General features: G+C 64.7%; 22 protein-coding genes and 1 tRNA gene. 12 read left to right on the forward strand and 11 right to left on the reverse strand.

Annotated features, from left to right (window positions below; genetic code table 11):
- Positions 1-273: homocysteine S-methyltransferase family protein (locus HGQ17_RS02910; RefSeq protein ID WP_211090395.1), on the reverse strand; the 273-nt coding region annotated here is incomplete at its 3' end.
- A 378-nt stretch (positions 274-651) separates the two neighbouring features.
- On the opposite strand from HGQ17_RS02910, the gene HGQ17_RS02915 reads away from it, so the two are divergent.
- The 5 genes from HGQ17_RS02915 to trxA all read left to right on the forward strand — a co-directional run bounded on the left by HGQ17_RS02915 (position 652) and on the right by trxA (position 3787).
- Positions 652-843 (forward strand): hypothetical protein, encoded by a 192-nt coding sequence (locus HGQ17_RS02915; RefSeq protein ID WP_168886483.1) that lies wholly within the window; start codon positions 652-654, stop codon positions 841-843.
- Positions 822-1037 carry a threonine/serine exporter family protein gene (locus tag HGQ17_RS02920; protein ID WP_168886484.1) on the forward strand — a complete coding sequence of 72 codons (216 nt, stop codon included), beginning with the start codon at positions 822-824 and terminating at the stop codon, positions 1035-1037. The genes HGQ17_RS02915 and HGQ17_RS02920 overlap by 22 nt, the downstream gene beginning before the upstream one ends.
- Before the next feature lie 36 nt (positions 1038-1073).
- Positions 1074-1155 (forward strand) — tRNA-Tyr (locus HGQ17_RS02925).
- A 120-nt stretch (positions 1156-1275) separates the two neighbouring features.
- Complete coding sequence (locus tag HGQ17_RS02930) at positions 1276-3276, forward strand: amidase (RefSeq protein WP_168886485.1); 2001 nt, start codon at positions 1276-1278, stop codon at positions 3274-3276.
- Between the two features lie 127 nt (positions 3277-3403).
- Positions 3404-3787 carry a thioredoxin gene (trxA, locus tag HGQ17_RS02935; protein ID WP_168886486.1) on the forward strand — a complete coding sequence of 128 codons (384 nt, stop codon included), beginning with the start codon at positions 3404-3406 and terminating at the stop codon, positions 3785-3787.
- A gap of 95 nt (positions 3788-3882) precedes the next feature.
- On the opposite strand, the gene HGQ17_RS02940 is transcribed toward trxA, so the two are convergent.
- A complete protein-coding gene (locus tag HGQ17_RS02940) occupies positions 3883-4965 on the reverse strand; it encodes a DNA-3-methyladenine glycosylase family protein (RefSeq protein WP_229503278.1) in 1083 nt (360 codons plus the stop codon).
- Between the two features lie 58 nt (positions 4966-5023).
- Between HGQ17_RS02940 and cysK the strand changes: the two genes are divergently transcribed.
- The 5 genes from cysK to fdhD are packed head-to-tail and all read left to right on the forward strand — an operon-like array spanning position 5024 to position 9106.
- The gene (gene cysK / locus HGQ17_RS02945) at positions 5024-5992 is read left to right on the forward strand and encodes a cysteine synthase A (protein WP_324615164.1); all 969 of its coding nucleotides are present in this window, start codon (positions 5024-5026) and stop codon (positions 5990-5992) included.
- Between the two features lie 5 nt (positions 5993-5997).
- Complete coding sequence (gene mobA, locus HGQ17_RS02950; protein WP_168886488.1) at positions 5998-6663, forward strand: molybdenum cofactor guanylyltransferase; 666 nt, start codon at positions 5998-6000, stop codon at positions 6661-6663.
- A 45-nt stretch (positions 6664-6708) separates the two neighbouring features.
- Positions 6709-7014 carry a DUF6457 domain-containing protein gene (locus HGQ17_RS02955; RefSeq protein WP_168886489.1) on the forward strand — a complete coding sequence of 102 codons (306 nt, stop codon included), beginning with the start codon at positions 6709-6711 and terminating at the stop codon, positions 7012-7014.
- Positions 7011-8261: a molybdopterin molybdotransferase MoeA gene (locus HGQ17_RS02960; RefSeq protein WP_168886490.1), complete on the forward strand. Its 1251-nt coding sequence runs from the start codon at positions 7011-7013 to the stop codon at positions 8259-8261. Before HGQ17_RS02955 ends, HGQ17_RS02960 begins: the two co-directional genes overlap by 4 nt.
- Positions 8249-9106 carry a formate dehydrogenase accessory sulfurtransferase FdhD gene (fdhD, locus tag HGQ17_RS02965; RefSeq protein ID WP_168886491.1) on the forward strand — a complete coding sequence of 286 codons (858 nt, stop codon included), beginning with the start codon at positions 8249-8251 and terminating at the stop codon, positions 9104-9106. The genes HGQ17_RS02960 and fdhD overlap by 13 nt, the downstream gene beginning before the upstream one ends.
- A 23-nt stretch (positions 9107-9129) precedes the next feature.
- Here fdhD and HGQ17_RS02970 read toward each other — a convergent pair whose 3' ends face one another.
- From HGQ17_RS02970 to HGQ17_RS03010, 9 genes are all read right to left on the reverse strand, one after another.
- Complete coding sequence (locus tag HGQ17_RS02970; protein WP_229503279.1) at positions 9130-10692, reverse strand: OFA family MFS transporter; 1563 nt, start codon at positions 10690-10692, stop codon at positions 9130-9132.
- Positions 10693-10822: 130 nt separating this feature from the next.
- Positions 10823-11755, reverse strand: a complete 933-nt coding sequence (purU, locus tag HGQ17_RS02975) for a formyltetrahydrofolate deformylase (RefSeq protein ID WP_168886492.1) — start codon at positions 11753-11755, stop codon at positions 10823-10825.
- Positions 11756-11794: 39 nt separating this feature from the next.
- Complete coding sequence (locus tag HGQ17_RS02980) at positions 11795-12406, reverse strand: sarcosine oxidase subunit gamma (RefSeq protein WP_168886493.1); 612 nt, start codon at positions 12404-12406, stop codon at positions 11795-11797.
- On the reverse strand, positions 12375-15302 hold the full coding sequence (locus HGQ17_RS02985; RefSeq protein ID WP_168886494.1) for a 2Fe-2S iron-sulfur cluster-binding protein: 2928 nt from the start codon (positions 15300-15302) through the stop codon (positions 12375-12377). The genes HGQ17_RS02980 and HGQ17_RS02985 overlap by 32 nt, the downstream gene beginning before the upstream one ends.
- Entirely contained in the window at positions 15299-15568 is a 270-nt protein-coding gene (locus HGQ17_RS02990) for a sarcosine oxidase subunit delta (RefSeq protein WP_168886495.1), read from the reverse strand. Before HGQ17_RS02990 ends, HGQ17_RS02985 begins: the two co-directional genes overlap by 4 nt.
- A 13-nt stretch (positions 15569-15581) precedes the next feature.
- Entirely contained in the window at positions 15582-16799 is a 1218-nt protein-coding gene (locus HGQ17_RS02995; protein WP_168886496.1) for a sarcosine oxidase subunit beta family protein, read from the reverse strand.
- The gene (locus HGQ17_RS03000; RefSeq protein ID WP_168886497.1) at positions 16799-17995 is read right to left on the reverse strand and encodes an aromatic ring-hydroxylating oxygenase subunit alpha; all 1197 of its coding nucleotides are present in this window, start codon (positions 17993-17995) and stop codon (positions 16799-16801) included. Before HGQ17_RS03000 ends, HGQ17_RS02995 begins: the two co-directional genes overlap by 1 nt.
- Before the next feature lie 12 nt (positions 17996-18007).
- The gene (locus HGQ17_RS03005; RefSeq protein WP_168886498.1) at positions 18008-19303 is read right to left on the reverse strand and encodes an NAD(P)/FAD-dependent oxidoreductase; all 1296 of its coding nucleotides are present in this window, start codon (positions 19301-19303) and stop codon (positions 18008-18010) included.
- Positions 19303-19647 carry a bifunctional 3-phenylpropionate/cinnamic acid dioxygenase ferredoxin subunit gene (locus HGQ17_RS03010; RefSeq protein WP_168886499.1) on the reverse strand — a complete coding sequence of 115 codons (345 nt, stop codon included), beginning with the start codon at positions 19645-19647 and terminating at the stop codon, positions 19303-19305. The genes HGQ17_RS03005 and HGQ17_RS03010 overlap by 1 nt, the downstream gene beginning before the upstream one ends.
- Before the next feature lie 140 nt (positions 19648-19787).
- Between HGQ17_RS03010 and HGQ17_RS03015 the strand changes: the two genes are divergently transcribed.
- Complete coding sequence (locus tag HGQ17_RS03015) at positions 19788-20561, forward strand: IclR family transcriptional regulator (protein ID WP_168886500.1); 774 nt, start codon at positions 19788-19790, stop codon at positions 20559-20561.
- Positions 20562-20664: 103 nt separating this feature from the next.
- Positions 20665-23202: a GcvT family protein gene (locus tag HGQ17_RS03020; protein WP_168886501.1), complete on the forward strand. Its 2538-nt coding sequence runs from the start codon at positions 20665-20667 to the stop codon at positions 23200-23202.
- The last annotated feature ends 82 nt before the right edge of the window (positions 23203-23284 follow it).

Below are 23284 nucleotides of genomic sequence, written 5' to 3' on the forward strand. Positions count from 1 at the left end.
CAGACACGCCGACGCCGCAGGATCCCCCACCAACAAGGGCTCCACGCTCAACGGTGAATAGCCATTATAGGTGAAGGCCTCGACAACATCGGATCCGGCCCGCTGGAAGTCCACATGCAGATTCCGCAGGGCTTCGGGGTATTCCAGGGCGACCTCGGGGACGAACTCCCCGGCGGTGAGGTAGCCGCGGCGCTCAAGTTCGAAGAGGAAACCTTCGGCGCAGATCACCGGGCCGGCGTTGAGCCGTTCTGTCAGAGAATTGGGGGCGGTCATTTACCGCTCCTTTCAGTCGTGGGACATGAAACTGCCACCTGAGGAGCGGCCGAGGCGAGGCCTCGCATTATCCGGCCGGTGTTACCAAGAATTGTGGCAGTGCCGAAGACTGTATAGAAGGTTCCACAAAGCCGTCAACTGGTTCCGGCTGAAAACGACACACTGTCAGGGTCTAACACCCTTGTTGTGTACAGAACTTCGGCCGTGGGAGGATGGCCCCACGTCGGAGATGAGGCGTCTTCAGGTACAGCCCATCAGGGCATTTGGTGAAAGTAGTGAACAGGTCGAGTCGCGGTTCCCGCTGGCTATCTCCCCGCCTCCCAAACTCCGGCGAGTCATAACCCAGACCTGCCCCTGCCGCCCCGTTAGGGAGGCCCCTTGCCTGAAACCCCGCCCTATTTCGGCGACCCCGAAAACAGTTTTCCTGCGCTGCACTACACGCATCAATCACTAAACTCCGCTCCCACTTTCCACCCGGGACGGCAGAAGGCCCTGCGCTACGTCTTCCGCCGGGTCATCCGCGCCGAGGCACCTGCAACACCCCATCCATGGTGGTCGCCGGCGGTTTGATGATTCTGCTGCCCAGTGTCCGGATCGTCTCGGCCATCCAGGATGCGATCAATGCCTTCCCGATCACCGCTGCCGGCAGGCTGGTCTCATCCCTGGTGGCCTTCGCCGGCCTCACCGCCGGAATTATGGTCGCGGTCTTCGCCGCTGACGCCGCTCAGCACCCCGATTGGAGGAATCCCCCGATGGTGGGGTAAAGTTGTCCGGTGCTTGACCGCTGAACCTCTCTTCGAGGCGGGTTACCCGAGCGGCCAAAGGGGGCTGACTGTAAATCAGCTGGCACTGCCTACGGGGGTTCGAATCCCTCACCCGCCACGAGTTCAGCTCAAGCACTTAGGGCCTGAAAGCTCCTCCCAGAGGATGCCTTCAGGCCCTAAGTCGTTCCAGGGGCGAGTTAAACCCCTGGTCAGGGATCAGTGTTCTACAGTGTTCGGTATGCCGAACAACACCACAGTGCACGACGTCGTCGAAATGAGTACCGCTGAGATGCTCCAGGCCCTAGAGGCCGGAGAGCTCACCAGTGTCGACCTGGTGTGTGCCTACCTCAACCGGATCGCTTATTACGACAAAACCGGCCTGTGCCTGCATTCGGTCCCGGTGCTCAACCCCGAGTGCCTGCTCGAGGCCGAGGCCTCCGATGCCCGTCGTCGCCGTGGTGAGGAACTCGGCCCCTTAGAAGGTGTGCCCTTCACGGTCAAGGACAGCTATATGGTCAAGGGGCTGACCGTGGCCTCCGGCTCCCCGGCGCTGAAGGACCTTATCGCCCATAAGGATGCGGCCACAGTGGAGCAGCTGCGCGCAGCTGGTGCGGTGCTGATCGGTAAGACCAATATGCCCCCGATGGCCGCCGGCGGTATCCAGCCCGGGGCCTATGACTACGCCCGTAGCCCCTACCACCCCGACTACATGACCGCCGCCTACGGCTCCGGCTCCTCCAATGGTTCCGGAACCGCCACCGCGGCCAGCTTCTCCGCCTTCGGCATGGCGGAGGAGACCGTCTCCTCCGGGCGCTCCCCGGCCTCGAATAACTCCCTGGTCGCCTACACCCCCTCCCGTGGGCTGATCTCCATCCGCGGCAACTGGCCGCTTCGGCCCACCTGCGATGTCGTGGTCCCGCATACCCGCAGCGTGGAGGATCTGCTGCGGCTGCTCGATGTCGTCGTCGTCGATGATCCCGATACCACCGGTGACTTCTGGCGCCAGCAGACCGCCGTGGAACTGCCCAAACCCCAGGAGATCGGCCAGCGTCCCTTCCTGCGGCAGCGGCCCGAACGGCTTGAGGGCAAGCGCTTCGGCATCCCCAAGATGTACATCGGTAAGGACCAGGAATCCTGGGTGCCGCCGGTGATCCGCGATTCAGTCGAAGTGCTCTGGGAGCGGGCCCGGGCCGATCTCGAAGCCCTGGGTGCTGAGGTCATCGAATGCGATTTCCCGGTGATGTCCAACTATGAGGAGGACCGCCCCGATGCCCAGGGCCTGCCCCAGCGCGGCCTGGTCCCACCGCAGTGGCGGGATATCGAAGGCGGACCGCTGTCTGCCCTGGCCCTGGAACAGTTCCTGAAGAACAACGGCGACCCCGAGCTGAACAGCTGGGCCGATGTCGACGGCGACTCCGTCTTCCCGCTGGCTGATCAGCCCATGCATACCTGGGTCGAACGCGCCCGCGGCGGCTTCGACTGGCAGCGCTCAGCGGAACTGGTCAAGGCCGGACTGCCGGAGAACTATGACGCCATCGAAGGGCTGCCCGAGGTGCTGCGCGGTCTCGAGGAAGCCCGGCGTCAAGACCTGGAGCAATGGCTGGCCGACCAAGGACTGGATGCCGTGGTCTTCCCCGCCGCCGGCGATGTCGCCCGCGATGACCTCTTCCACCGTGAGGAGTCCATGGCCGCAGCCATCCGCAACGGCGTGGTCTACTCCAATGGCAACCGGGCCCTGCGCCACCTGGGCATCCCCACGGTCATGGTGCCCATGGGCGTGATGCCCGATATCCAGATGCCGGTGGGGCTGACCTTCGTCGGAGCCGCCTATACCGATGACGCCCTGCTGGACTACGCCTGGGCCTATGAGCAGGCCAGCAAGCGCCGCCAGCGCGCCTTCCTGACCCCCAGCCTGCCCAGTAACCAGATCCGGGCCAAACAAGTACAGAAAACCGACGACGACGCCGGGGCCAGCCTGACACCTGAGGTCACCGTGACCAAGACCGAGACCTTCTGGGAGGTCACCGTCAGTGTGGCGACCACCGGAAGAGAGGACCTGGAGATCCAGGCCTGGGCCGATGGGCATATCCTGCTGCCGGCCCAAGGGCGCAGCGGGGTCTTCAGCGGTAGGGTCTCCCGGGCCCGCCGGCGCCTGGAGGAGGAGATCTTCGTGGTGGTCAAGGCCACCAATCCCGCAGGTGCCACCACCGCGGCCTACACCACCGCAGCACTGGACTGAGCCCGGGGCAGCGGGGTCCGGTCAGGGGTTTCCGGAAGGCTCATGCCGGGGCTATTCCGGGATTCGCCTACTGCGTAATGGGCTCCCAGGCTCTACAACGCCGGTCGGCTGACGTATTGTGGCGCCCATGGCTACTACAGAACTGACCGCCGACGACTTCCAGAAGACGCTGGACGACTCCGAGATCCTGTTCATCGACTTCTGGGCCGAATGGTGCGGCCCCTGCAAGCAGTTCGCCCCGGTCTACGAGGAGGTCTCCGAGCAGCATCCGGAAATCACTTTCGCCAAGGTGGATACCGAGACCGAGCAGGAGCTGGCCGCAGCAGCCAACATCACCTCCATCCCCACCCTGATGGCATTCCGGGAGAAGGTTCTGGTCTTCTCCCAGCCCGGCGCGCTCAACGCCGAGCAGCTCAACCAGGTGGTGACCGCCGTGAAGGACCTCGATATGGAAGAAGTCCACAAGCAGGTTGCCGAACAGGAGCAGGACCAGGGTCAGGAACAGGGCTAAGCCCCACCCCTAAACCTCAGCACAGCGTCTCAAAACTCGGGAACTGACCACCCAGACCGGGGGCAGTTTCCCAAAGGTTTTGAGACGTTCTGTGTTTAACGGTCCCGGTGGTCCTCAGGGGCCAGGCGCGGGCCGAAGCGGCTCATCCGGAAACCGGAGAGCCCCAGCAGCCGCACCACCCGCTGCCGGTGGGGACGGAAGGGCTCCAGCAGCCGCAGCATCCCAGCGTCGTCGGTCCTGCGGCCGGTCAGAGCCTCCCCGACGAAATGCGCCAGGTGGTAATCCCCCACCGCCGGCAGATCCGCCGAACCATGGGAGCGCTGCAGGGCCTCGGCCACGGTCCACGGACCGATCCCCGGAATACTGGTCAGGGTCTCAGCCAATTCAGCCACCTGGGTGGTCTCGGCCGGCACGGCCGCCAACCGGTGGATGGCCGAGCCCCGTTCGGCCAGCCGCAGCACAGTCTTCGACAGTGGCGGCTGAACCCAGAGCTTATGCCACTGCCAACTGGGAATCCCCCGCAGCTGCTCAGGCCGCAGCGGAAGCCGAAGCTGGCCCTGGCTGAGCTTGCTGCGCATCTCCTCGCTCAGCGGCGGGGCCTCACCGAAGCGGCGCAGCAGATTCCGCCAGCTGTGCCGGGCCTGATCATGGGTGACCTTCTGCTCTAGGGTCACTGTCACCAGCTGGTCGAAAAGCGCCCCGGTGGCCGGCAGCCGCAGCCCCGGGTTCCGGCGCCGAATCCCGGCCAGCTCCGTGGAGATCCGATCCCCGAGAGCATCCAGCAGCAGCTCGAACTCCCACCAGTCATCCCCGGCGCCCAGCACTGCCGGTGCCCGCTGAAGGGCTGCAGCGGCAGCCTCGGCAGTGGTCGCGGTCACCTGGACCTCCACGGCCGAGGCGTCGATCTGGTCGAAGCGGTAGGTGACCGCACCGAGATGAGCCCCGGCGTCGTCGTAGATGTGCTGACACAGCCAGGCACCTGCCCCCGGGGTCCCGGAGGCAGCGGAGCGGCCCCGGTGTTGGGCATCAATCTGAACGGCCGGATCCGCGAAGCCGCGCTGGAGTACACCCAGAGTGGCTGGAAGATCATAGGGGGACCCACCGAAATCCACCACAGTCTCCGCAGTGTGCAGACTGGGTTGAACAGGTGCCGCAGGGGCAGAAATATGACCTGGCATTACCACTACTGTCGCATAGGGGAGGGAAATCCCAGATGTCTTTGTAAGAATGTCTAAGGTGACTTCTCAACGCATCTATGCCAACCTCACCGAGCTGGTGGGCAACACCCCGCTGCTCGATGTCACCGACGCCGTCCCCGGAGCCCAGGCCCGGATCCTGGCCAAGCTGGAGTTCTTCAATCCAGCATCCAGCGTGAAGGACCGCACCTCCCTGTCGATTGTGCAGGAGGCCATCGCCGATGGCCGGCTCAAACCTGGCGGCACCATTGTGGAGGCCTCCAGCGGCAACACCGGTATCGCCCTGGCCTGGATCGGCGCCGCCCTGGGCTACCGGGTGGTCATCGCCATGCCCGATGATGTCTCCACCGAACGCCGCGGGCTCCTGGCAGCCCTGGGCGCGGAGGTGGAATTGACCCCCGGACCGGAGTCCATGGCCGGAGCCAATCGGCGCGCCGGCGAACTGGTCGAGGAGATCGAGGGCGCATTCCTGGCCGGTCAGGGCGGCAACTCCGCCAACCCCAAGATCCACCGCGAGACCACCGGACCCGAGATCTGGCGTGACACCGCCGGCGAGGTGGACTTCTTCGTCTCCACCACCGGAACCGGCGGCACCATGACCGGAGCCGGGGAATACCTCAAATCCCAGAACCCCGAGGTCAAGGTGATCGCCGTGGAACCGGCTGAGGCCCCAGTGCTGCGCAATGGCGGCGAGGGCTTCAACCCCCACCTCATCCAGGGGATCATCGGCGGCAACGGCATCCCTCCGGTGCTGGATCTGGATCTGGCCGATGAGGTCCTCGATGTCCCCGGGGCTGAGGCTTACCGGGTGGCCCGAGAACTTGCCGAATCCCAGGGGCTGATCGTCGGCATCTCCTCCGGTGCGGCCCTGCACGCCGCAGAACAGCTGGCCACCCGCGAGGAGAACAAGGGTAAGACCATCGTCGCCATCTTCCCCGACAGCGGCGAACGCTATCTCTCCACCGGCCTCTACAGCGGCAATATCCCCACCGCCGGGGAAGCGGTCTGAGCCCAGTGCCTGCCGCTGAACCCGGCCCCGGACTGGCCGCCGTCCTGCTGGCAGGCGGGGCCGGATCCCGACTGGGCGGAGCGGATAAGGCCCTGCTGCGCCGGGACGGCCGCAGCCTCCTCCGTCACTGGACAGAAGCCCTGGCAGAACGGGGGATCGGCGGCGTCGTCGTCGGTCCTGAGAACCTCGGGGCACTGCTGCCTGCCGAGGGCTTCTCCCTGACCCGGGAGGACCCTCCGCTGGCCGGTCCCGCCGCAGGGGTCTGCGCCGGAGTCCGCGCCCTGGTCGAAGAGGCCCCGGTGGCTGGTCAACAGAGAACCGACGACGGCGCGGTGCTGCTGTTATCAGTGGACACTGTGGAACCGGCCCCGCTGTTGGACTGGCTCATCGACTGGCTGCCGGCCCTGCGCACCGAGCAGAACCCCTCTGGTGAGGAAGCTATTGTGCCCCGGGATGCCGAGGGCAGATTCCAGATGCTGTGCTCCATGATCAGCACTGACTGGCTGAGCGCCCGGGTGCAGCAGCTGAGCCCGGGGGAGGAGAACGGTCAATCCCTGCGCTGGCTGCTTGCCGGGGCGCGCACCGCCCACCCCGTGCTGCCGGCGGGGTTGAACCGGGATGTGGACACCCCTGAGGATGCCGCCGAACTCGGCGTGGAGCTGGCAGATTGAGAAAAGCATCGACCGCAGCTGATCTGAGCTGTAACAATAACCACCATGAGCGATGACGCAAGACTGGCCACTGTGGAGGAATGGGCCCGGGAACTGGCCCGCGCCCTCGAGGTCGAAGAGACCGCCCTGGATATCGATGCGATCCTCAGCCTCGCCGGCGAGGCCGCCCATACCGTGGTCCGGCCCGCCGCCCCGGTGACCACATTCATCATCGGCTATGTCGCCGGTCTCGCCGAGGCCACCGGACAGGCCAGTTTCACCACCGCCCAGGCTGCCGCTAGTGGTGTGGCCAGACGTCTGCTGCAGGAACGCGACGCCGTCCAGCAGACCACTGACGACGAATACCCATGATCCCCCTGGAAGAGGCCCGTGGTCTCGCCGCAGCCCAGGCTGCGCTGAGCCCGGTCCAGGTGCCGGTCGAGCAGGGGCTGGGCTGCGTTCTGGCCGAGCCGGTGAGAACCCTGCTGCCGATCCCGCATGCCGATACCTCCGCTATGGACGGCTGGGCGGTCACCGCAGATCCGCCGGGGCAGGGCTGGGAGGTCAGCCCTATCGCCGCCACCGGACCGGCCGATATCCTCGAACCCCTGCAGTCTGGCCAGGCTGCCGGAGTGGTCACCGGCTCACCGATCCCAGAGGGGGCCAGCTCAGTGCTGCGCTCGGAACACTCTCGCCGGGATGAGCAGGGGCGCCTGCACGCCGAACCAGAGACCCCGGATCTGAGTCCCGGGCGCAATATCCGTACCCGCGCAGCCGAGGCTGATCAGGGTGAAGAGCTGCTGGCGGCAGGGGATCTCCTGACTCCGCTGCGCGCAGCCACTGCCGCGGTGGCCGGTGTGGACACCCTCTTGGTGCGCCCCCGGCCGAGGGCCCAGATCATCGCCACCGGCACTGAGGTGATCAGCAGCGGAATCCCCGCCCCCGGAGAGGTCCGGGACAGCTTCAGCATGGCTCTGCCGGCCCTGCTCACCGCCATGGGTGCCCAGCCGCAGGGGCAGATCCTGAGAAACCCCGATGACGCCGAGGCGCTGGCCGCCTCCCTGGCCCCCGGCCCAGACTCGCCCGAACTTGTGGTGACCGTAGGAGGTACTGCCCATTCCCCCGCCGACCCCCTGCGCCGGGCATTGGCAGCCCGATCAGCGCAGATCCTGTTCCCGGCAGTGGATATGCGCCCGGGCCATCCCGTGGTGCTGGCCCAGCTGCCGGAATCGGCTCCTGGGCAGGCCACCTATGTGCTGGGTCTGCCCGGCAACCCCTTGGCCGGATACGCAGCCCTGACCGCCATCGGCCTGCCCCTGATCAACGCCCTGCGCGGATTCCCGGAATCCGCTGCCGCACAGCCGCGGAGGATGCGGGCAGGACAGGATCTGGAACCGGCACGAAAGGGCACCCGGCTGCTGCCGGTGCGCTATACCCCCAATGGTGTTGTCCCAGCCGGCTTCGACCGGCCCCATATGATGCGTGGGCTGGCCCATGCCCAGGCCTTCGCCATCGTGCCCACCGGGGACAGGGGAGAGGGCATCCCCGCCGGCGCCCCGGTAGACTGCCTGCCGATTCCCACTCAACAGGAGGTAGGCATACAGCCGTGGGACGACTGACCCAACGCCGGCGGATCACCCGGATCAGACGCACCGAGGAGGGCATCACCTCGGCCACCCGCCCCGATGCCCTGGCCGCCGAGGAGCCCCTGGAACTGCGCATCGGCGGGGAATCCTTCACCGTGACCATGCGCACCCCCGGCCATGACTTTGAACTAGCCGCCGGGTTCTGTGTGGCCGAGGGGCTGCTGCGCAGCACTGATGATCTTGCCGGGGCTGATCAGCTGCGCAGTATGCGCTACTGCGCAGGAACTGATGACCAGGGCAATCAGACCTATAACGTCATCGATCTGGAACTGGCTGATCCCGCCGCGATGGCCACTGCGGTCAGCCAGCAGCGCAATGTGCTCACCAGCTCCGCCTGCGGCATCTGCGGGACCACCAGTATCGATGCCGTGGAGAAATCACTGCCCCATGCCGAGGCCACCCAGGAGCTCAGCATCAGTGCGGAGACCCTGCTGGACCTTCCCGGTGCCCTCCGGGAAGCCCAGGAAATCTTCGCCAAAACAGGCGGGGTCCATGCCGCCGGACTCTTCGACGGTGAGGGGAAGCTGCTGATCCTCAGAGAGGATGTCGGTCGGCATAATGCGGTGGATAAGGTCATCGGCCGGGCCTTCCTCGATGACCAGCTCCCGCTGAGCGGCACGGCCCTGCAGGTCTCGGGCCGGGCCTCCTTCGAGCTGGTGCAGAAGGCCGCCCTGGCCGGAGTGGAGATGCTCACCGCAGTGGGTGCGCCCTCCTCCCTGGCCGCGGATCTCGCCGACCGGGCAGGGATCACCCTGGCCGGGTTCTCCCGCGGCAGGACCATCAATCTCTACACCCACCCCGAGCGAGTCAGGTTCTGAACAGGCCGGAGTCGAGCCGGGGCTCAGGCGAAGAGCTGGATGCCGTTGATGAAGGTATAGGTCAGGCCGTAGAGGATCGGCACTGACACGATCACCCAGGCCAGCGGCACCGGCACCACTGGTGTGGCTGCCGGGTCAACCGTCCGAGGACCAGCCTTCTTACCCTTGCCATTCTCATCGGCCTTCTTTGTGGCCTCGTCACCGGATTTGTTCTCCTCGTGATGGCGTTCGTTGACCGCGCGGACCAGCAGATTCGCGATGAAACCGATCACCAGCAGCCCCACCATGGTGTAGAGCGCGGGCCGGTAGGCATCTGCGGTCAGCGTCCCGGGTTCACCGCCTGCCCGGTCCAGGAAGCTGTTGATGATCAGGGGACCGACAACACCGGCCAGGGACCAGGCGGTCAGCAGCCGACCGTGGATGGCCCCGACCTGCAGGGTCCCGAAGAGGTCCCGGAGGTAGGCCGGAATAGTGGAGAATCCTCCGCCGTAGAAGGACAGGATCACGCCGGCCAGCACCACGAACAGGGCCATAGAGGTGTTGCCCCAGGTGGCCAGGCTGAAGTACAGCAGCGCACCCAGGCCGAGGTAGACCATATAGATGGGCTTGCGGCCGATCTTGTCCGAGGTGGATGCCCAGATGAACCGGCCCAGGGTATTGGTCAGACTCAGGAAGGCCACGAAACCGGCGGCGGCTGCCATGGCCACCACAGTGTTGCCATCGCCGTCGCGGAAGAAGTCCCGCACGAAGGCATTGGCCTGTTCCAGGATGCCGATGCCGGCTGTCACATTGACGAACAGCACAATCCACAGCAGCCAGAACTGCGGTGTCTTCAACGCGTTATTTGCGGTGACATTGCCCTGGGCGATCATGGCGGACTTCTTTGCCTTATCCGGATCGAAGCCGGCAGGTTTCCAATCCGGTGCCGGGACCCGCACGATCCAGGCGGCGAAGAGCATCATCACCAGATACAGCGCCGCCAGGGTCAGGAAGAGGAAGCCGACAGACTGGCCGCTGTGTACGTCATCGCCCTCTGGTGCCCCACCGTTGTAGAGATTCATGAAGAAGGCCGAGAGCGGGGAGGCGATCATCGCACCGACGCCGAAACCCATGATGGCCATTCCGGTGCCCATCCCGGGACGGTCGGGGAACCATTTGATCAGAGTCGAGACCGGGGAGATATAGCCGATGCCCAGGCCGATTCCGCCGATGAACCCATAGCCGAGATACACCAGCCAGAGCTGGGAGGTGAAGATACCGGCGGAGCCGACCACGAAGCCGGTGACCCAGCAGGCGGTGGAGGCCAACATGGCCCGACGGGGGCCATTGCGGTCCACCCAGGTGCCGAAGAGGGCCGCGGAGAGCCCCAGCATCACAATCGCCAGGGAGAAGATGATTCCGATGGCGGTATGGCTGGCGTCGAAGTGAACTTGAATGGCATCTCGGTAGACGCTGGTGGCATAGACCTGCCCAATGCACATATGAATGGCAAGTGCTGCCGGAGGAATCAGCCATCTGTTGAAGCCTGGCCTGGCCGTGATGCGCTGCATGGGCTCGGACCGGTTCTGCTGCGCAGCTGTCGTCATAAGTAGCGTGCTCCTCAATAGATTGAGTGTGCTGTGAGTCACACTAGCTAATATCCAGGGGCTTGTGTAGGGCGCTTCAGTGAGATATGAATCACAGTTCAGCTGGGCAGCGCAGGGCAATCAGCGGTGCTCAGCGCAGTACGACAGTCTTGTTCCCGTGCAGGATCACCCTGCCCTCGGCGTGCCAGCGCACAGCCTGGGAGAGGGCCTTGGCCTCGGTGTCCCGACCTGCAGCAATGAGATCCTCCGGTCCATAGGTGTGGTCCACCGCCAGAACCTCCTGGGCGATGATCGGCCCCTCATCGAGGTCACTGTTGACGTAGTGCGCGGTGGCACCGACTGTCTTGACCCCGCGCTCAAAGGCCTGATGGTAGGGCTTGGCGCCTTTGAAGCTGGGCAGGAAGGAATGGTGGATATTGATGATCCGGCCAGCCATCTGGGTCGCCAGGGAATCACTGAGGATCTGCATATACCGAGCCAGGACCACCAGATCCACCTCCAAGCGGTTCACCAGCTCCAAGAGCTTGGCCTCTGCCTCGGGTTTGGTGTCTTTGGTGATGGGAATATGGAAGAAGGGGATCCCATGCCACTCCACCAGTCGCTGGTGGTCCAGGTGGTTTGAGGCCACCCCGAGAATTTCGATGGGCAGGTCGCCTTTGCGGGTCCGGAAGAGCAGATCATTCAGGCAGTGCTCTGTCTTGGAGACCATGATCAGCACTCGTGGCGCCTCAACCGGGGAGCGCAGTCGCCACTGCATCCCGAAACTCTCGGCCACGGGGGTCATTGCCTGACGGACATCAGCCAGAGCGGAGTAGTCATCCTGCCCCGGCTCGGCGTGGACCCGCATGAAGAACCGCTCGCCCAGAGTGTCGTTGAACTGGTCGAGTTCCATAATGTTGAACCCATGCTCGACCAGCACTCCGCTGACCGCATGGACGATCCCCAGGGTCGAGGGGCAGTCCAAGGTCAGCACCAGTCCCTCCGGGCTGCCCTGCTTCGGCTGGGCGGAGGCCCGGGTCGTCGTCGTGGTTTCCGTGCCGATTCCCTCAGTCTGTACTGCCATGGTCAATCCTCCTTCGGTGAGGGTCTTGCCTGATAGGGGTCAGCTGGTCACCTGGAACTCCCTGACGGCGTCCAGCAGCCAATGGGCCAAATACTCGGCATAGGAGGAGCGCAGCAGCACTCGGAAGCTGTTCTCCCCAGTCCGCCATAACAGCACCGGCACTGGCCCCAGGGTGGTGGTCACCGCCTGGTCAATACCGAAACTTCTCGGATGCAGATCCGCCGGGACCCCCTTCTCGAGGGTCTCGCGTGCGGCCCCACCGATCAGTTCCACGGTGGTCCGGTTGGCCGAGAGGTCGACAACCTGTCCCGGATCATCGCCCAGGGCTTCTTTCAGCTGATCCAGGAGGTGGTCGCTGTCCGGGGCAGCGAGGGTGAGGAACTCATCAGGGGCCAACCAGAGGGTGGCCGTCTGCTGAGGGCTTCCCGTGGTCTCACCCACAGCCCCGGGGAGACCCCCGAGGACCTCGGCCAGACGCTGATGTGCTGCTGAGCCAGGTTCAGCGCGCAGCCCGATCTGAGTGGAGAAGGCCAACTCCCGCAGACGCACTCCCCGCGGGCCATCGGAGCCGGCCTCAGCCAACCGGTGGTGCAGATGCTGAAGAGGCGAGATGCGAAGATCATCCATCGCGGCGGCTCCCTTCCGGGTCATAGAGCACAGTGGGCCCGATGGTCACCGCAGCCCGTTGACCATCGACGACGGCATGCAGGGTCTGCCCGATCCGTTCCCGGCCGGCAGTGATCAGCGCCAGCCCGAAGGTCCGCTCCAGGGCGGCGGAGCGGTAGGAGGAGGTCACCCAGCCCTCCATCGGAACCGGGGGAGCGGTGAGGCAGGCATCGGGGTGGATCAGCTGGGTGCCCTCGGGCAGTTTCAGCGAGCGCTCCACCGGCAGCACTGAGACCAGCTGTTTGCGGTCCCCGCGTTGATTATCCGCCCGCAGATAGGACCGTTTTCCGATGAAGTCCTTCTTCTTCGAGACCACCCAATCCATTCCGGCGTCCTGTGGGGTGACCGTACCGTCAGTGTCCTGCCCGACAATGATGAAACCCTTCTCAGCCCGCAGCACATGCATGGTCTCAGTGCCATAGGGGGTGATGTTGAACTCCGCACCGGCCTCGGCGATATCCTCCCAGACCGTCTGCCCGTACCAGGTGGCCACATTGACCTCGAAGGCCAACTCCCCGGAGAAGGAGATCCGGCAGATCCGAGCCGGGATTCCGGAGGCCAAGGTGGTCTCCCTGAAGGACATGAACTCGAAAGCCTCGGCGGAGACATCCAGATCCGGGGCGATCTTAGCGATCACGGCCCTGGATTTCGGGCCGGCAACTGCCACGGTGGCGTACTGCTCAGTGACTGAGGTGCAGTAGACATCCAGCTGGGGCCATTCGGTCTGCAGCCACTCCTCCAACCAGTCCAGCACATCGGCAGCCCCCGAGGTTGTGGTGGTCATGAGGTAGCGGTCCTCATCCAGCCGCAGGGTCACGCCGTCGTCGAAGATCATCCCATCGGCATGACACATCACCCCATAGCGGGCCTTACCCGGAGCCAGTTTGGCGAAGGCATTGGTGTAGATCCGGTTCAGAAACTCCCCGGCATCCTTACCCCGGATCTCGATCTTGCCCAGAGTGCTGGCGTCCTGGAAACCCACCGACTCCCGAACAGCGGCACATTCACGCAGTACCGCAGCATCCATATCCTCCAACTCACCGGAGGCGGTGCGCTGCGGGTAGTACCAGGGCCGCTTCCACTGTCCGACATCCTCGAACTCAGCGCCATGGGCCAGATGCCAGCGGTGAATGGAGGTCACCCGCGCAGGATCGAAGAGCCCACCCCGGCGGGTTCCGGCCAGGGCCGCGAAGGACACCGGAGTATAGGGCGGACGGAAGGCCGTGATACCGACATCACCGGGACTGCCGCGGCCCAGCAGCTGAGCCAGAGCGCCCACCAGAGCAGTACTGGAGGTCTTGCCCTGATCATGGGCGGTGGAGATGGAGGTATAGCGTTTGACGTGTTCCACCGATTCCATCCCGGCACCGACCGCGCGTATTACATCAGCCACCGTCTGATCCCGCTGCAGGTCCACAAAATGCCGCCGATAGGCTTCGGCGTCGCTGCCCAGCGGGGAAGGCACCAGCCACACCGGCTCTGCGGGGGTGAGCGGTTCGGCCTCCGCATGCGGGATATCGACGCCGGCAGCACCAGTGGAGAAACCCGCCGCCTGTGCCGCCTGGGCACCGGCCTCAGCCCCCTGCCGCAGAACCCCGGGAAGGCTGAGCTCCCCGGTCAACGCTCCAACCGGATGCTGATCCTGCACCTGCGCACTGGGCACATAGGAGCGCAGCTGCTCATCCCAGCGGATCTTGCCCTGCCGCTGAGTATGCAGATGAATCGCCGGATTCCACCCACCGGAGACCGCTAGGAGGTCAGCCTGCAGATCCAACTGCTCCCCGGCCAGACCCTCGGTGGTCAGCTGATCGATATGCACAGTGTGCAGGGCGCCCTCGTCATCGGCGGTGGTGTCCACCACGGCAGAACCGGGCAGCACCCGCACCCCACGTTCCTGAAGGGCCTGGGCCCGTGGGCTGAGTTCTGCACGGGAATCGACCACGGCGAGCAGCTCAGCTCCGGCGTCGATCAGCTCCCCGGCGAGGTCATAGACCGAATCATTGGTGGTGGTCAGCACCACCCGGTCTCCGGCCAGCACACAGTACCGGTTGAGGTAACTCCGCACTGCCGAGGCCAGCATGATCCCCGGCCGGTCATTATTGGCGAAGATCAGATGCCGCTCATGGGCGCCGGTGGCCAGGACCACCTGGCTGGCCCGGATATGCCAGACCCGCTCCCGGGACATACCCTCAGGTGCGGGCAGCTCCAGATGGGCGGTGCGGCGCTCGACGGCGACCACATAATTGGCGTCATAGCTGCCGATGACGGTGGTCCGCGGCAGGAAACTGACCTCCGGATTATCCCGCAGCTCGCCCCGGACCCCCTCGATCCAGCTGCTGGCCGGCTGCCCGTCGATCCGTGCCCCTGGGTCGCTGAGCAGCGAACCACCGGGTATCGACTGCTCATCGATCAGTATCACCCGGGCCCCGGTCCGGGAAGCCTGCCGGGCTGCAGCTAATCCGGCCGGACCCGCGCCGACCACCAGAACATCGGTATGGACATGTTTATGGTCGTAATAGGCGGTATCGGTCTGGGGATCCAGCTGCCCCAAACCGGAGAGCAGCTGGGCCTTCAGCCCCTCGGTCAGCTCCACGGTGGTGGCAGTCAGCATCGATTCGGCCGGCTGATCAGTGCGACTATCGGTGACCGTGACCAGGGCATTGGGCTCCTCAACCCCCGCCGCGTAGATCCCGCGGGGCCGGCCTAAGTAGATGGAATCCCCGGTGCGCCGGATCCCATTGGCCAGCAGTGCACTGGCTAAGGTGTCTCCCTCGATTCCGGTCAGGGCCTGACCGTCCATGCTGAACTGGCGGGTCCGGGTGGGTTCCACCCGGCAGGAGGGGGCCAATGCGGGGGCAATCCGGCGCGGCGCTGCGGTCATGAAGCGGCTCCTGGGGTGGCCTCAGTGGAGAGGAACTCATAGGTGACGGTGTCGCGCAGGGCGTTGAACCACTTCCGGCAGCCGGCGGTGTGCACCCAACGCTCGGCGAACTGCCCTTTGGGGTTCTCCCGGTAGAAGAGGTACCGGCCCCACTGCTCATCGGTGAGCGCATAGGGGTCCCGGGGGTAGGCCACATGGGCCTGGCCCCCATAGCGGAACTCTGTCTCATTACGGGGCCCGCAGTGCGGGCAGGGGATCAGCATCATGGGCGGGCCTCCATTAGTGGGCGACGGCGGCGGCGCCGTGTTCGTCGATCAGGAATCCGGTCTCGAACCTCTCCAGGGAGAAGGGCGCGTTGAGCGGATGGGGCTCATCGGTGGCGATGGTGTGGGCGAAGGTGTCCCCGGAGGCCGGGGTGCCTTTGAATCCGCCGGTTCCCCAACCGCAGTTGACGTAGAGCTGGTCGATCGGGGTCTTGGAGATGATCGGGGATGCGTCGAAGGTCGTATCCACAATTCCGCCCCAGGTGCGCAGCACATGCGCCCGGGCGAATATTGGGAAGAGCTCGACGGCGGCGGCCATCTGGTCCTCGATCACATGGAATGCTCCGCGCTGCCCATAGCCGTTGTACTGGTCGATTCCGGCACCCATGACCAGCTCTCCCTTATGCGCCTGGGAGACGTAGACATGGACATGATTGGACATCACCACTGTCGGGTGGACAGGTTCGAACAGTTCGGAGACCAGAGCTTGGAGCGGATGGGACTGGATCGGCAGATCCAACCCGGCCAGTTTCGCCACCACTGAGGAGTGCCCGGCGGCGGCAAGCCCCACTTTTCCGGCGTGGATGGTGCCCCGGCTGGTCTCGACCCCGGTGACCCGGTCGCCGTCGTTGAGGAACCCGGTGACCTCGCAGTTCTGAATGAGATCCACGCCGAGTTCCTGGGCTTTCCGGGCAAAAGCCCAGGCGACATGGTCATGCTTGGCGATACCGGCCCGGGGTTGGTAGGTCGCCCCCATGATGGGGTAGCGGATGTCCTCACCGATATTGATGATCGGGCAGACTTCCTTGACCTCTTCGGGAGTCAGCCATTCGGCGTCGACCCCATTGAGCTTATTGGCCTCCACCCGCCGTACCGACTCGCGGACATCGCCGAGGGTATGGGCGAGGTTGAGCACCCCGCGTTGGGAGAACAGGAAGTCGTAGTCCAGCTCCTCGGGCAGCTGCTCCCAGAGTTTCAGGGAATGTTCGTAGATATGGGCGCTTTCATCCCAGAGGTAGTTGGACCGAATGATAGCGGTGTTCCGCGCCATATTTCCACCGGCCAGCCAGCCGCGTTCCAGGACCGCCACATCGGTGATGCCATACCGGGCGGCCAGGAAATAGGCCGTGGCCAGTCCGTGGCCACCACCACCGACGATGACGACCTCGTAGCTTTTCTTCGGCTCAGGATTGTTCCAGAGGAACTTCGGGTGCTCGGGCAGTTTCTCAGCCATTAAGCAACCTTCTCAGATCCGGAGGCCGCCGGCAGCGGTGCCTGCAGGCCCAGCCGCTGGTACCACCAGCTGTGGAACTCCTGTATGTGGTGTTCACTGGGTACCAGGGCCCCGCCGGAGGCATAGGCTGCTGAGCTCATCGAGGGCTGGGTCAGCTCGCAGGCTTGGAAGTCCTGCTGGTTGACTCGGTGGAAGAGTTCCACGGACTTCGAGATGTCCAGCTCCCCGGCCTGGACGTGTTCGACGACTTCGGGCAGGAACAGCCAGTCGCATTCGACCACAGTGCGGGATTCGGAGACTGGGAACGTCCGATGGATGATCACATGGTCGGGCACCGTATTGATGAACACCTGGGGTTTGACGGTGATCGCAAAGTACTTCCGGTCCTGATCCGGTGCGATGGCCGGCAGTTCGGCGACCCCGGAGGCCGTGCCGTCCACGGTGAACCCCTGGATCTCCTCACCGAAGTTCGAACCGTGGACCTCCCCGTTCTTCCGCTGAGAGGCCAGACCGTCCGCGAATTCGGGGATCACCTCGGTCAGTTCCGGGTGGATGGTCGCGCAGTGGTAGCACTCCATGAAGTTCTCGATGATCAGCTTCCAGTTCGCGGCCACATCATATGTTTTGGTCTCCCCGAGTTTGAGGTTCTCGATCCCGTAGTTATCGATGGACTCCACCTCACCGAACCGGGTGCGGACCTCGCCGAGCACCTCTTGTTCGAAGTCCGGGGGCTCCTCGGCGAGGCATACCCATACATAGCCCAGCCATTGACGGACGTGGACAGGCTTGAGCCCGTATTCCTTCCGGTCGACGTCGGGCATCGAGGTCAGATTCGGGGCAGCGACCAGATCTCCCTCGAGGGCGTAGGTCCAGGCGTGGTAGCCGCACTGCAGGGTCTTGTTCTTCCCGGATTCCGCGGTGCAGACTCGCATGCCGCGGTGGGCGCAGACATTGAAATAGGCCTGAATACCGGCTTTTCGGGTGTGGACCACAATGATCTCCTCGCGCCCGATTGTGGCCTTCTGCCAGTGGCCGGGGGCAGGCAGGGCATCGGCGCGCAGCACGCAGTTCCACATCTTCTCGAAGATCTCAGTCTGTTCAGTGCCGAAGATCTCGGGGTCGGTATAGGCATCTCCGCTGGGGGTCGGCAGTAGGGAGGAACCCGGCAGCGGCTCCTCGAGGTGGTCGATAATCATCGGTGAGGTCTCCTAGGCGGCAGTGGGTGCGGTTTCTGCAGCGGTGGGATGTGAACCCACAGTCATGGGGTGCTCAGCGGCGGGGGAGTGGAGCTGGGCCGGGCGGATACGGCGCTGTTTCCGCCAGCGGGTGACGTCCCGGAGCCGGTTGATCCCCAGGATGCCCAGGTTCTGCCCGCCCCGGGCGTAGTGGACCAGAAGGTTGCCCTCCTGCGGGGTGCCATCGACCACTGTGACCTCATCAGCCAGATGGATGCGGCCGGCTCCCTGAATGCGCAGATCGAACTGATCGGACCAGAAATAGGGCTCCTGCAGCGGAACGGGATCAGCACCGGTGAGTGCGGCGGCGACGACGGCGGCCTCCTCCACGGCCTCCTGCCAGTGCCCCACCGGTCGCAGCCCGCTGGAGTGCGAAGCCCATTGGGCGCAGTCACCGGCGGCATAGACTCCCGGGATACAGGTCGCCCCTGTGTCGTCACACATCACTGCCCCATGCCCGGAGGTCAGCTGCACGGCCGAATCTAGCAGCCATTCGGTACGTGGTTTGGCCCCGATGGCGCAGATGACCACATCGGCAGTGATGGTCTCCCCAGCAGCCAGAATCACCTCATGTCCGCGGGTGCAGCTGCGCACCGCCTGGGCGCGTGCCGGGGGTGCGAACTGCACGCCATGGGCCTGGTGGGCAGAGAGGATGGCTTCACCGACTGCCGTCCCCAGCCGGCGGGCACCGGGCAGCTGTTCTCCGGCGGCGACCGTGACTGATCCCGCGCCGCGCTCAGTGCAGGTGGCAGCAGCTTCCAGGGCGAGGAACCCGCCGCCTACCACCGCCACAGCCAAACCCTGAAGGCTGGTCTCACGCAGGGCGAGGGCATCCTCCATATTCCGCAGTACATAGGGCCGGGCACTGATCCCCTGTTCGGAGGAGGCCACCGGAAGGCTCAGTGCCGAGGCTCCAGTGGTGATCACCACTGCGTCACCGGGGTGGAAACGGCCATCGGCAGTATGCACGCCCAAGGTCTCGGTGCCCTCTGGGTTTCCGGAGAGGCTCACGACGCCGACCCCGCTGACCCAGGTGACGTCCAACGGATCCTCGGGGTCATCGAGCAGCAGATCCTCTTCGGCCACTGCCCCGGTGAGATAAGCCTTGCTCAGGGCCGGGCGGTCATAGGCCGGCCGGGTCTCCTCACCGAAGATCGTGATGGGGCCGGTGTGACCATTGGCTCGGACCCCGCGCGCGGTGTGGTAGCCCGCTAATCCGGCACCGACGATCAGCAGATGGCCTTCAGCAGGCAGTGCAGCGGTAGGCATCAGATCTTCACTCCTGGGGGCAGATTGGGTGCGTCTTGGGAGAGTTCGACCAGCACGTCATCGCCGTCGAGCTCCACAGTGTGGACTCGTACGCCCTTCTTGGCCGGTGGCTGATCCACCGCTCCGGTGCGCAGCGAGAAGGTGCTCTCATGCAGGGGGCATTCCACTCGGCAGTCCTCCACCCAGCCGGCTGCCAATGAGGCGTCCTGGTGGGTGCAGGTGTCATCAATGGCATGAACTGTGCCCTCTTCGGTGAGGAAGATGGCGATAGGTGGACTCACGGAGTCGATGCGCAACCCCTCACCCGGGGTCAGGTCCTGTAGGGAACAGGCTTTGAAACTCACTTGCAATCACCACCAGCTAGGACTAATGTTGCGAATAGCGCAACGAATGAATATATGCGCAACACTGAGTGTGATAAGTATCGCAGTAGGGTCTCCAGCGATGTCAAGAGTTCTCAGCGAAAGAAAAGGATTTAACTCAGATGAAATCTTCCAAGGCTGCCCCCGTTCAGTCCGTGGAGCGCGCAATCCAGATTCTGGAGCTGCTGCGCGAGGAGCCCTCGCTGAGCATGAGTGAGATCTCTCGCCGCCTGGAAGTGCACCGCTCGACAGTCTTCCGGGTCCTGGGCACGTTGGAGGCCCATGACCTCGTCGAGCAGGAGTCGGCACGCGGCTCCTATCGCCTCGGATTCGGTATTCTCCGGCTGGCCAGTGCGGTCACCGATCAGATCGACTTCTCCCGGGATGCCCAGGGCAGCTGCGATGCCCTGGCCGAGCGGCTCAATGAGACTGTCAACGCCGCCATCCTGGATGAGGGCTATGCCGTGACCATCACCCAGGCCCAGGGGGATCAGATGGTTGGGGTTACCCGTCAATACGTGGGTCAGCGCGGGCCTCTGCATGCCACCTCAACCGGGAAGATGCTGCTGGCCCATGCCGGGGAGGAAGAGTTTGACCGTCTCATCAGCCGGGGGCTGGAGAGCTTCACCGGTATGACCATGACTGCCCCCGATGTACTGGCTACCGAGCTCGAGACTGTCCGCCGCAGGGGGTGGGCCTCGGCCGTTGCCGAATGGGAGCGGGGGATCAATGCGCTCGCAGTGCCTGTACGCGGCTCCGATGGGGAAGTGGTTGCCGCGCTGTCCACTACTGCCCCCTCCTTCCGGCTGCCGGAGTCGCATTTCGCGGAAGTGGCGGAGATTCTTGCCGAAGAGGCCGCGCGACTGGAGGCTCGACTGGGGTTTTTCGGTGGATAGCCTCATCAGAGGGTGAAAACCTCTTGTGCAACTATTCACTTTCTTCCTAGAGTGGTTGCACCAAATAAACCCTGTTGCAACTAGCGCAACATTTGGAGGACATATGTCGCACTATGCCCCCTCAGGCGGCCCCCGCGTGGTCATCATCGGACTGGGAGTCGTCGGTGCCTCACTGGCTGATGAGCTCGTCCTGCGCGGCTGGCAGAACATCACTGTGGTGGACCAAGGGCCGCTCTATGAAACCGGGGGTTCCAGCTCTCACGCCCCCGGTTTCGTCTTCCAGACGGGGCCAGATAAGGCTCTGACTGAGCTCGCCCAGCGCACCCTGGATAAGCTCGACGGCGCCGAAGTGGGCGGCCAATGGGTGATGAAACGTGTAGGTGGCATCGAACTGGCCACCACTGAACAGCGACTCCAGGAGCTGCACCGCCGCTACGGCTTCGCTCAATCCTGGGGTGTCCCCGCCGAGCTGATCTCACCCGAGGAGGTCGCTCGCCTCTGGCCCGGGCTGGATACCTCGGAGGTCCTCGGCGGTCTGCACACCCCCACCGATGCGGTGGTCAAGGGCGTGCGGGCGGTGGAATTCCAGGCCCGTCGAGCCGTTGCCGGTGGCGCACGCATTCTGGCCAACACCAAGGTCACCGGCATCCGCCGCAGTGCCGATAAGGTCACCGGCGTCGAAATTCTCCCGGTCGGAGCCGCGGCAGAGCCCGAGCTGCTCGAAGCCGACGTCGTCGTCTGCTGCACCGGGCTCTGGGGGCCGGGCCTGGCCCGGGAACTGCTCGGCCTGGAGATCCCCATGCTGCCGGTGGAGCACGGCTTCGGCTTCAGCCAACCGGTGGAAGAGGTGACTTCCCTGGATGAGGCCACGGAAGTTGCCCGCCCCATGCTGCGCCACCAGGGTCACGGCATGTACTTCCGCGAATGGGGCAACCGGATCGCCATCGGCGCCTATGAGCATCAGCCCCTGCCGGTGGAGCACCACCAGATCACCAGCCCCGAAGAGGCCCGGCGCAGCGGGGTCCAAGCCTCCATCCACCCCTTCACCCGGGCTGACTACGAGTCCACCTGGGAGGAAGTGCAGAAACTTATCCCCGCTCTGCGCGGGAGCAGTCTGGATGAACAGAAATCCTTCAACGGGATCTTCTCCTTCACCCCCGACGGCGGGCCCCTGCTGGGACCGGTGTCGGCCACCGAGGGGCTGTGGATGGCCCAAGCCGTCTGGGTCACTCAATCTGCCGGGGTCGGGCAGGTGATGGCCGAATGGATCGTCAACGGTGATCCCGGCATCGGTACGCACAGCCTCAACCTCAACCGCTTCGACCCCATCCTGACCTCCAAACAGTGGAGCCGCGAGCAGGGTGAGGAGTCCTATGACGAGGTCTACGACATCGTCCATCCCAAATCCTCCACCCTGCGCATGCGTGGGCTGCGGACCTCACCCTTCTATGAGCGCCAACGCGGTAAGGGGGCGGCCTTCAGTGTGGCCAATGGGTGGGAGCGGCCCCTGTGGTACCAGTCCAATATGACCCTGCCCGATGGAACTCCAGCGGTGCCGATGCTCGGGGAGCACCCTCTGCCCCCACGCGACCGCTGGGCCGCCCAGCACTGGAACCCAGTGGTCGCCGTCGAAGCCCAGCGATTGCGTGAATCAGTGGGCCTGGTGGATATGTCCGCCCTGCCCCGACTGCAGCTCAGTGGGCCTGGAGCCACCGAGTTCCTGACTCAACTGGCCGAGCAGGGTGCCCTCAGTCGGCCCGTGGGTAAGAAGGTCGGCACCATCGTCTACGCCCTGATGCTCAATGACAACGGCGGGATCCTCTCTGATGTGACCATTGCCCGTACCGGGGAGGATGCCTACCACCTGGGGGTCAATGGCAATCAGGACGCCGCCTGGCTGCAGCAGAAGATGCGCGAACTCGGCTACCGGCTCAGTCTCACCGATGCCTCCTCCGGGTCCTGCGGCATCGGGATCTGGGGGCCGGCAGCCCGTAAGGTTCTGGCCACGCTGGTCGAGGAGGATATCTCCCACGAGGCCTTCGGCTTCTACCGCTGCCGGGAACTGAGCATCGCCGGTGTCCCGGTGCTGGCCATGCGGCTCAGCTATGTGGGGGAGCTGGGCTGGGAGCTCTATGCTCCAGCCGAATTCGGCCGCTACCTCTGGGATGAGCTCATGACCGCCGGAAAGGGCGAGCATATTCTTCCGGTCGGCCGCCGGGCCTTCGAAAGCCTCCGGCTCGAGAAGGGCTTCCGGCTCTGGGGTGCCGATATGACTGCCGAGCACACCCCCGCAGAAGCCGGACTGGAGTTCGCCGTACGAGGGGCCGCAGCACAGAAACTCACCGAACTGGGGGCTGATACCCCCACCCGCAGGCTGGTCTGTCTCACCCTGGAGGACTCCGCGCGGGTGCTGATGGGCCATGAGCCGGTCTACGCCGAAGGGGGCAGCGAACCCATCGGTTACATCACCAGTGCGGACCAGGGCTACACCATCGGCGCCTCCATCGCCTACGCCTGGGTGCCGAACGAAAACGCCCAGGTCGGAACCACCTTAGAAGTGGCATACTTTGGAGAGCGTAGCCGGGCGAGTGTCAGTCAGGAGCCGCTGTTCGACCCCACGGCCTCGCGAATGAGAAGCTAACCGACCCCTAGTGTCATAGATCACACTCCATTAGGCTCGAAGTAGCACCTGTAGACCGAGTTCAAGCACCTGTAAGCAGAAG

Source organism: Nesterenkonia sedimenti (genome assembly GCF_012641515.1).
GTDB classification, from domain to species: domain Bacteria; phylum Actinomycetota; class Actinomycetes; order Actinomycetales; family Micrococcaceae; genus Nesterenkonia; species Nesterenkonia sedimenti.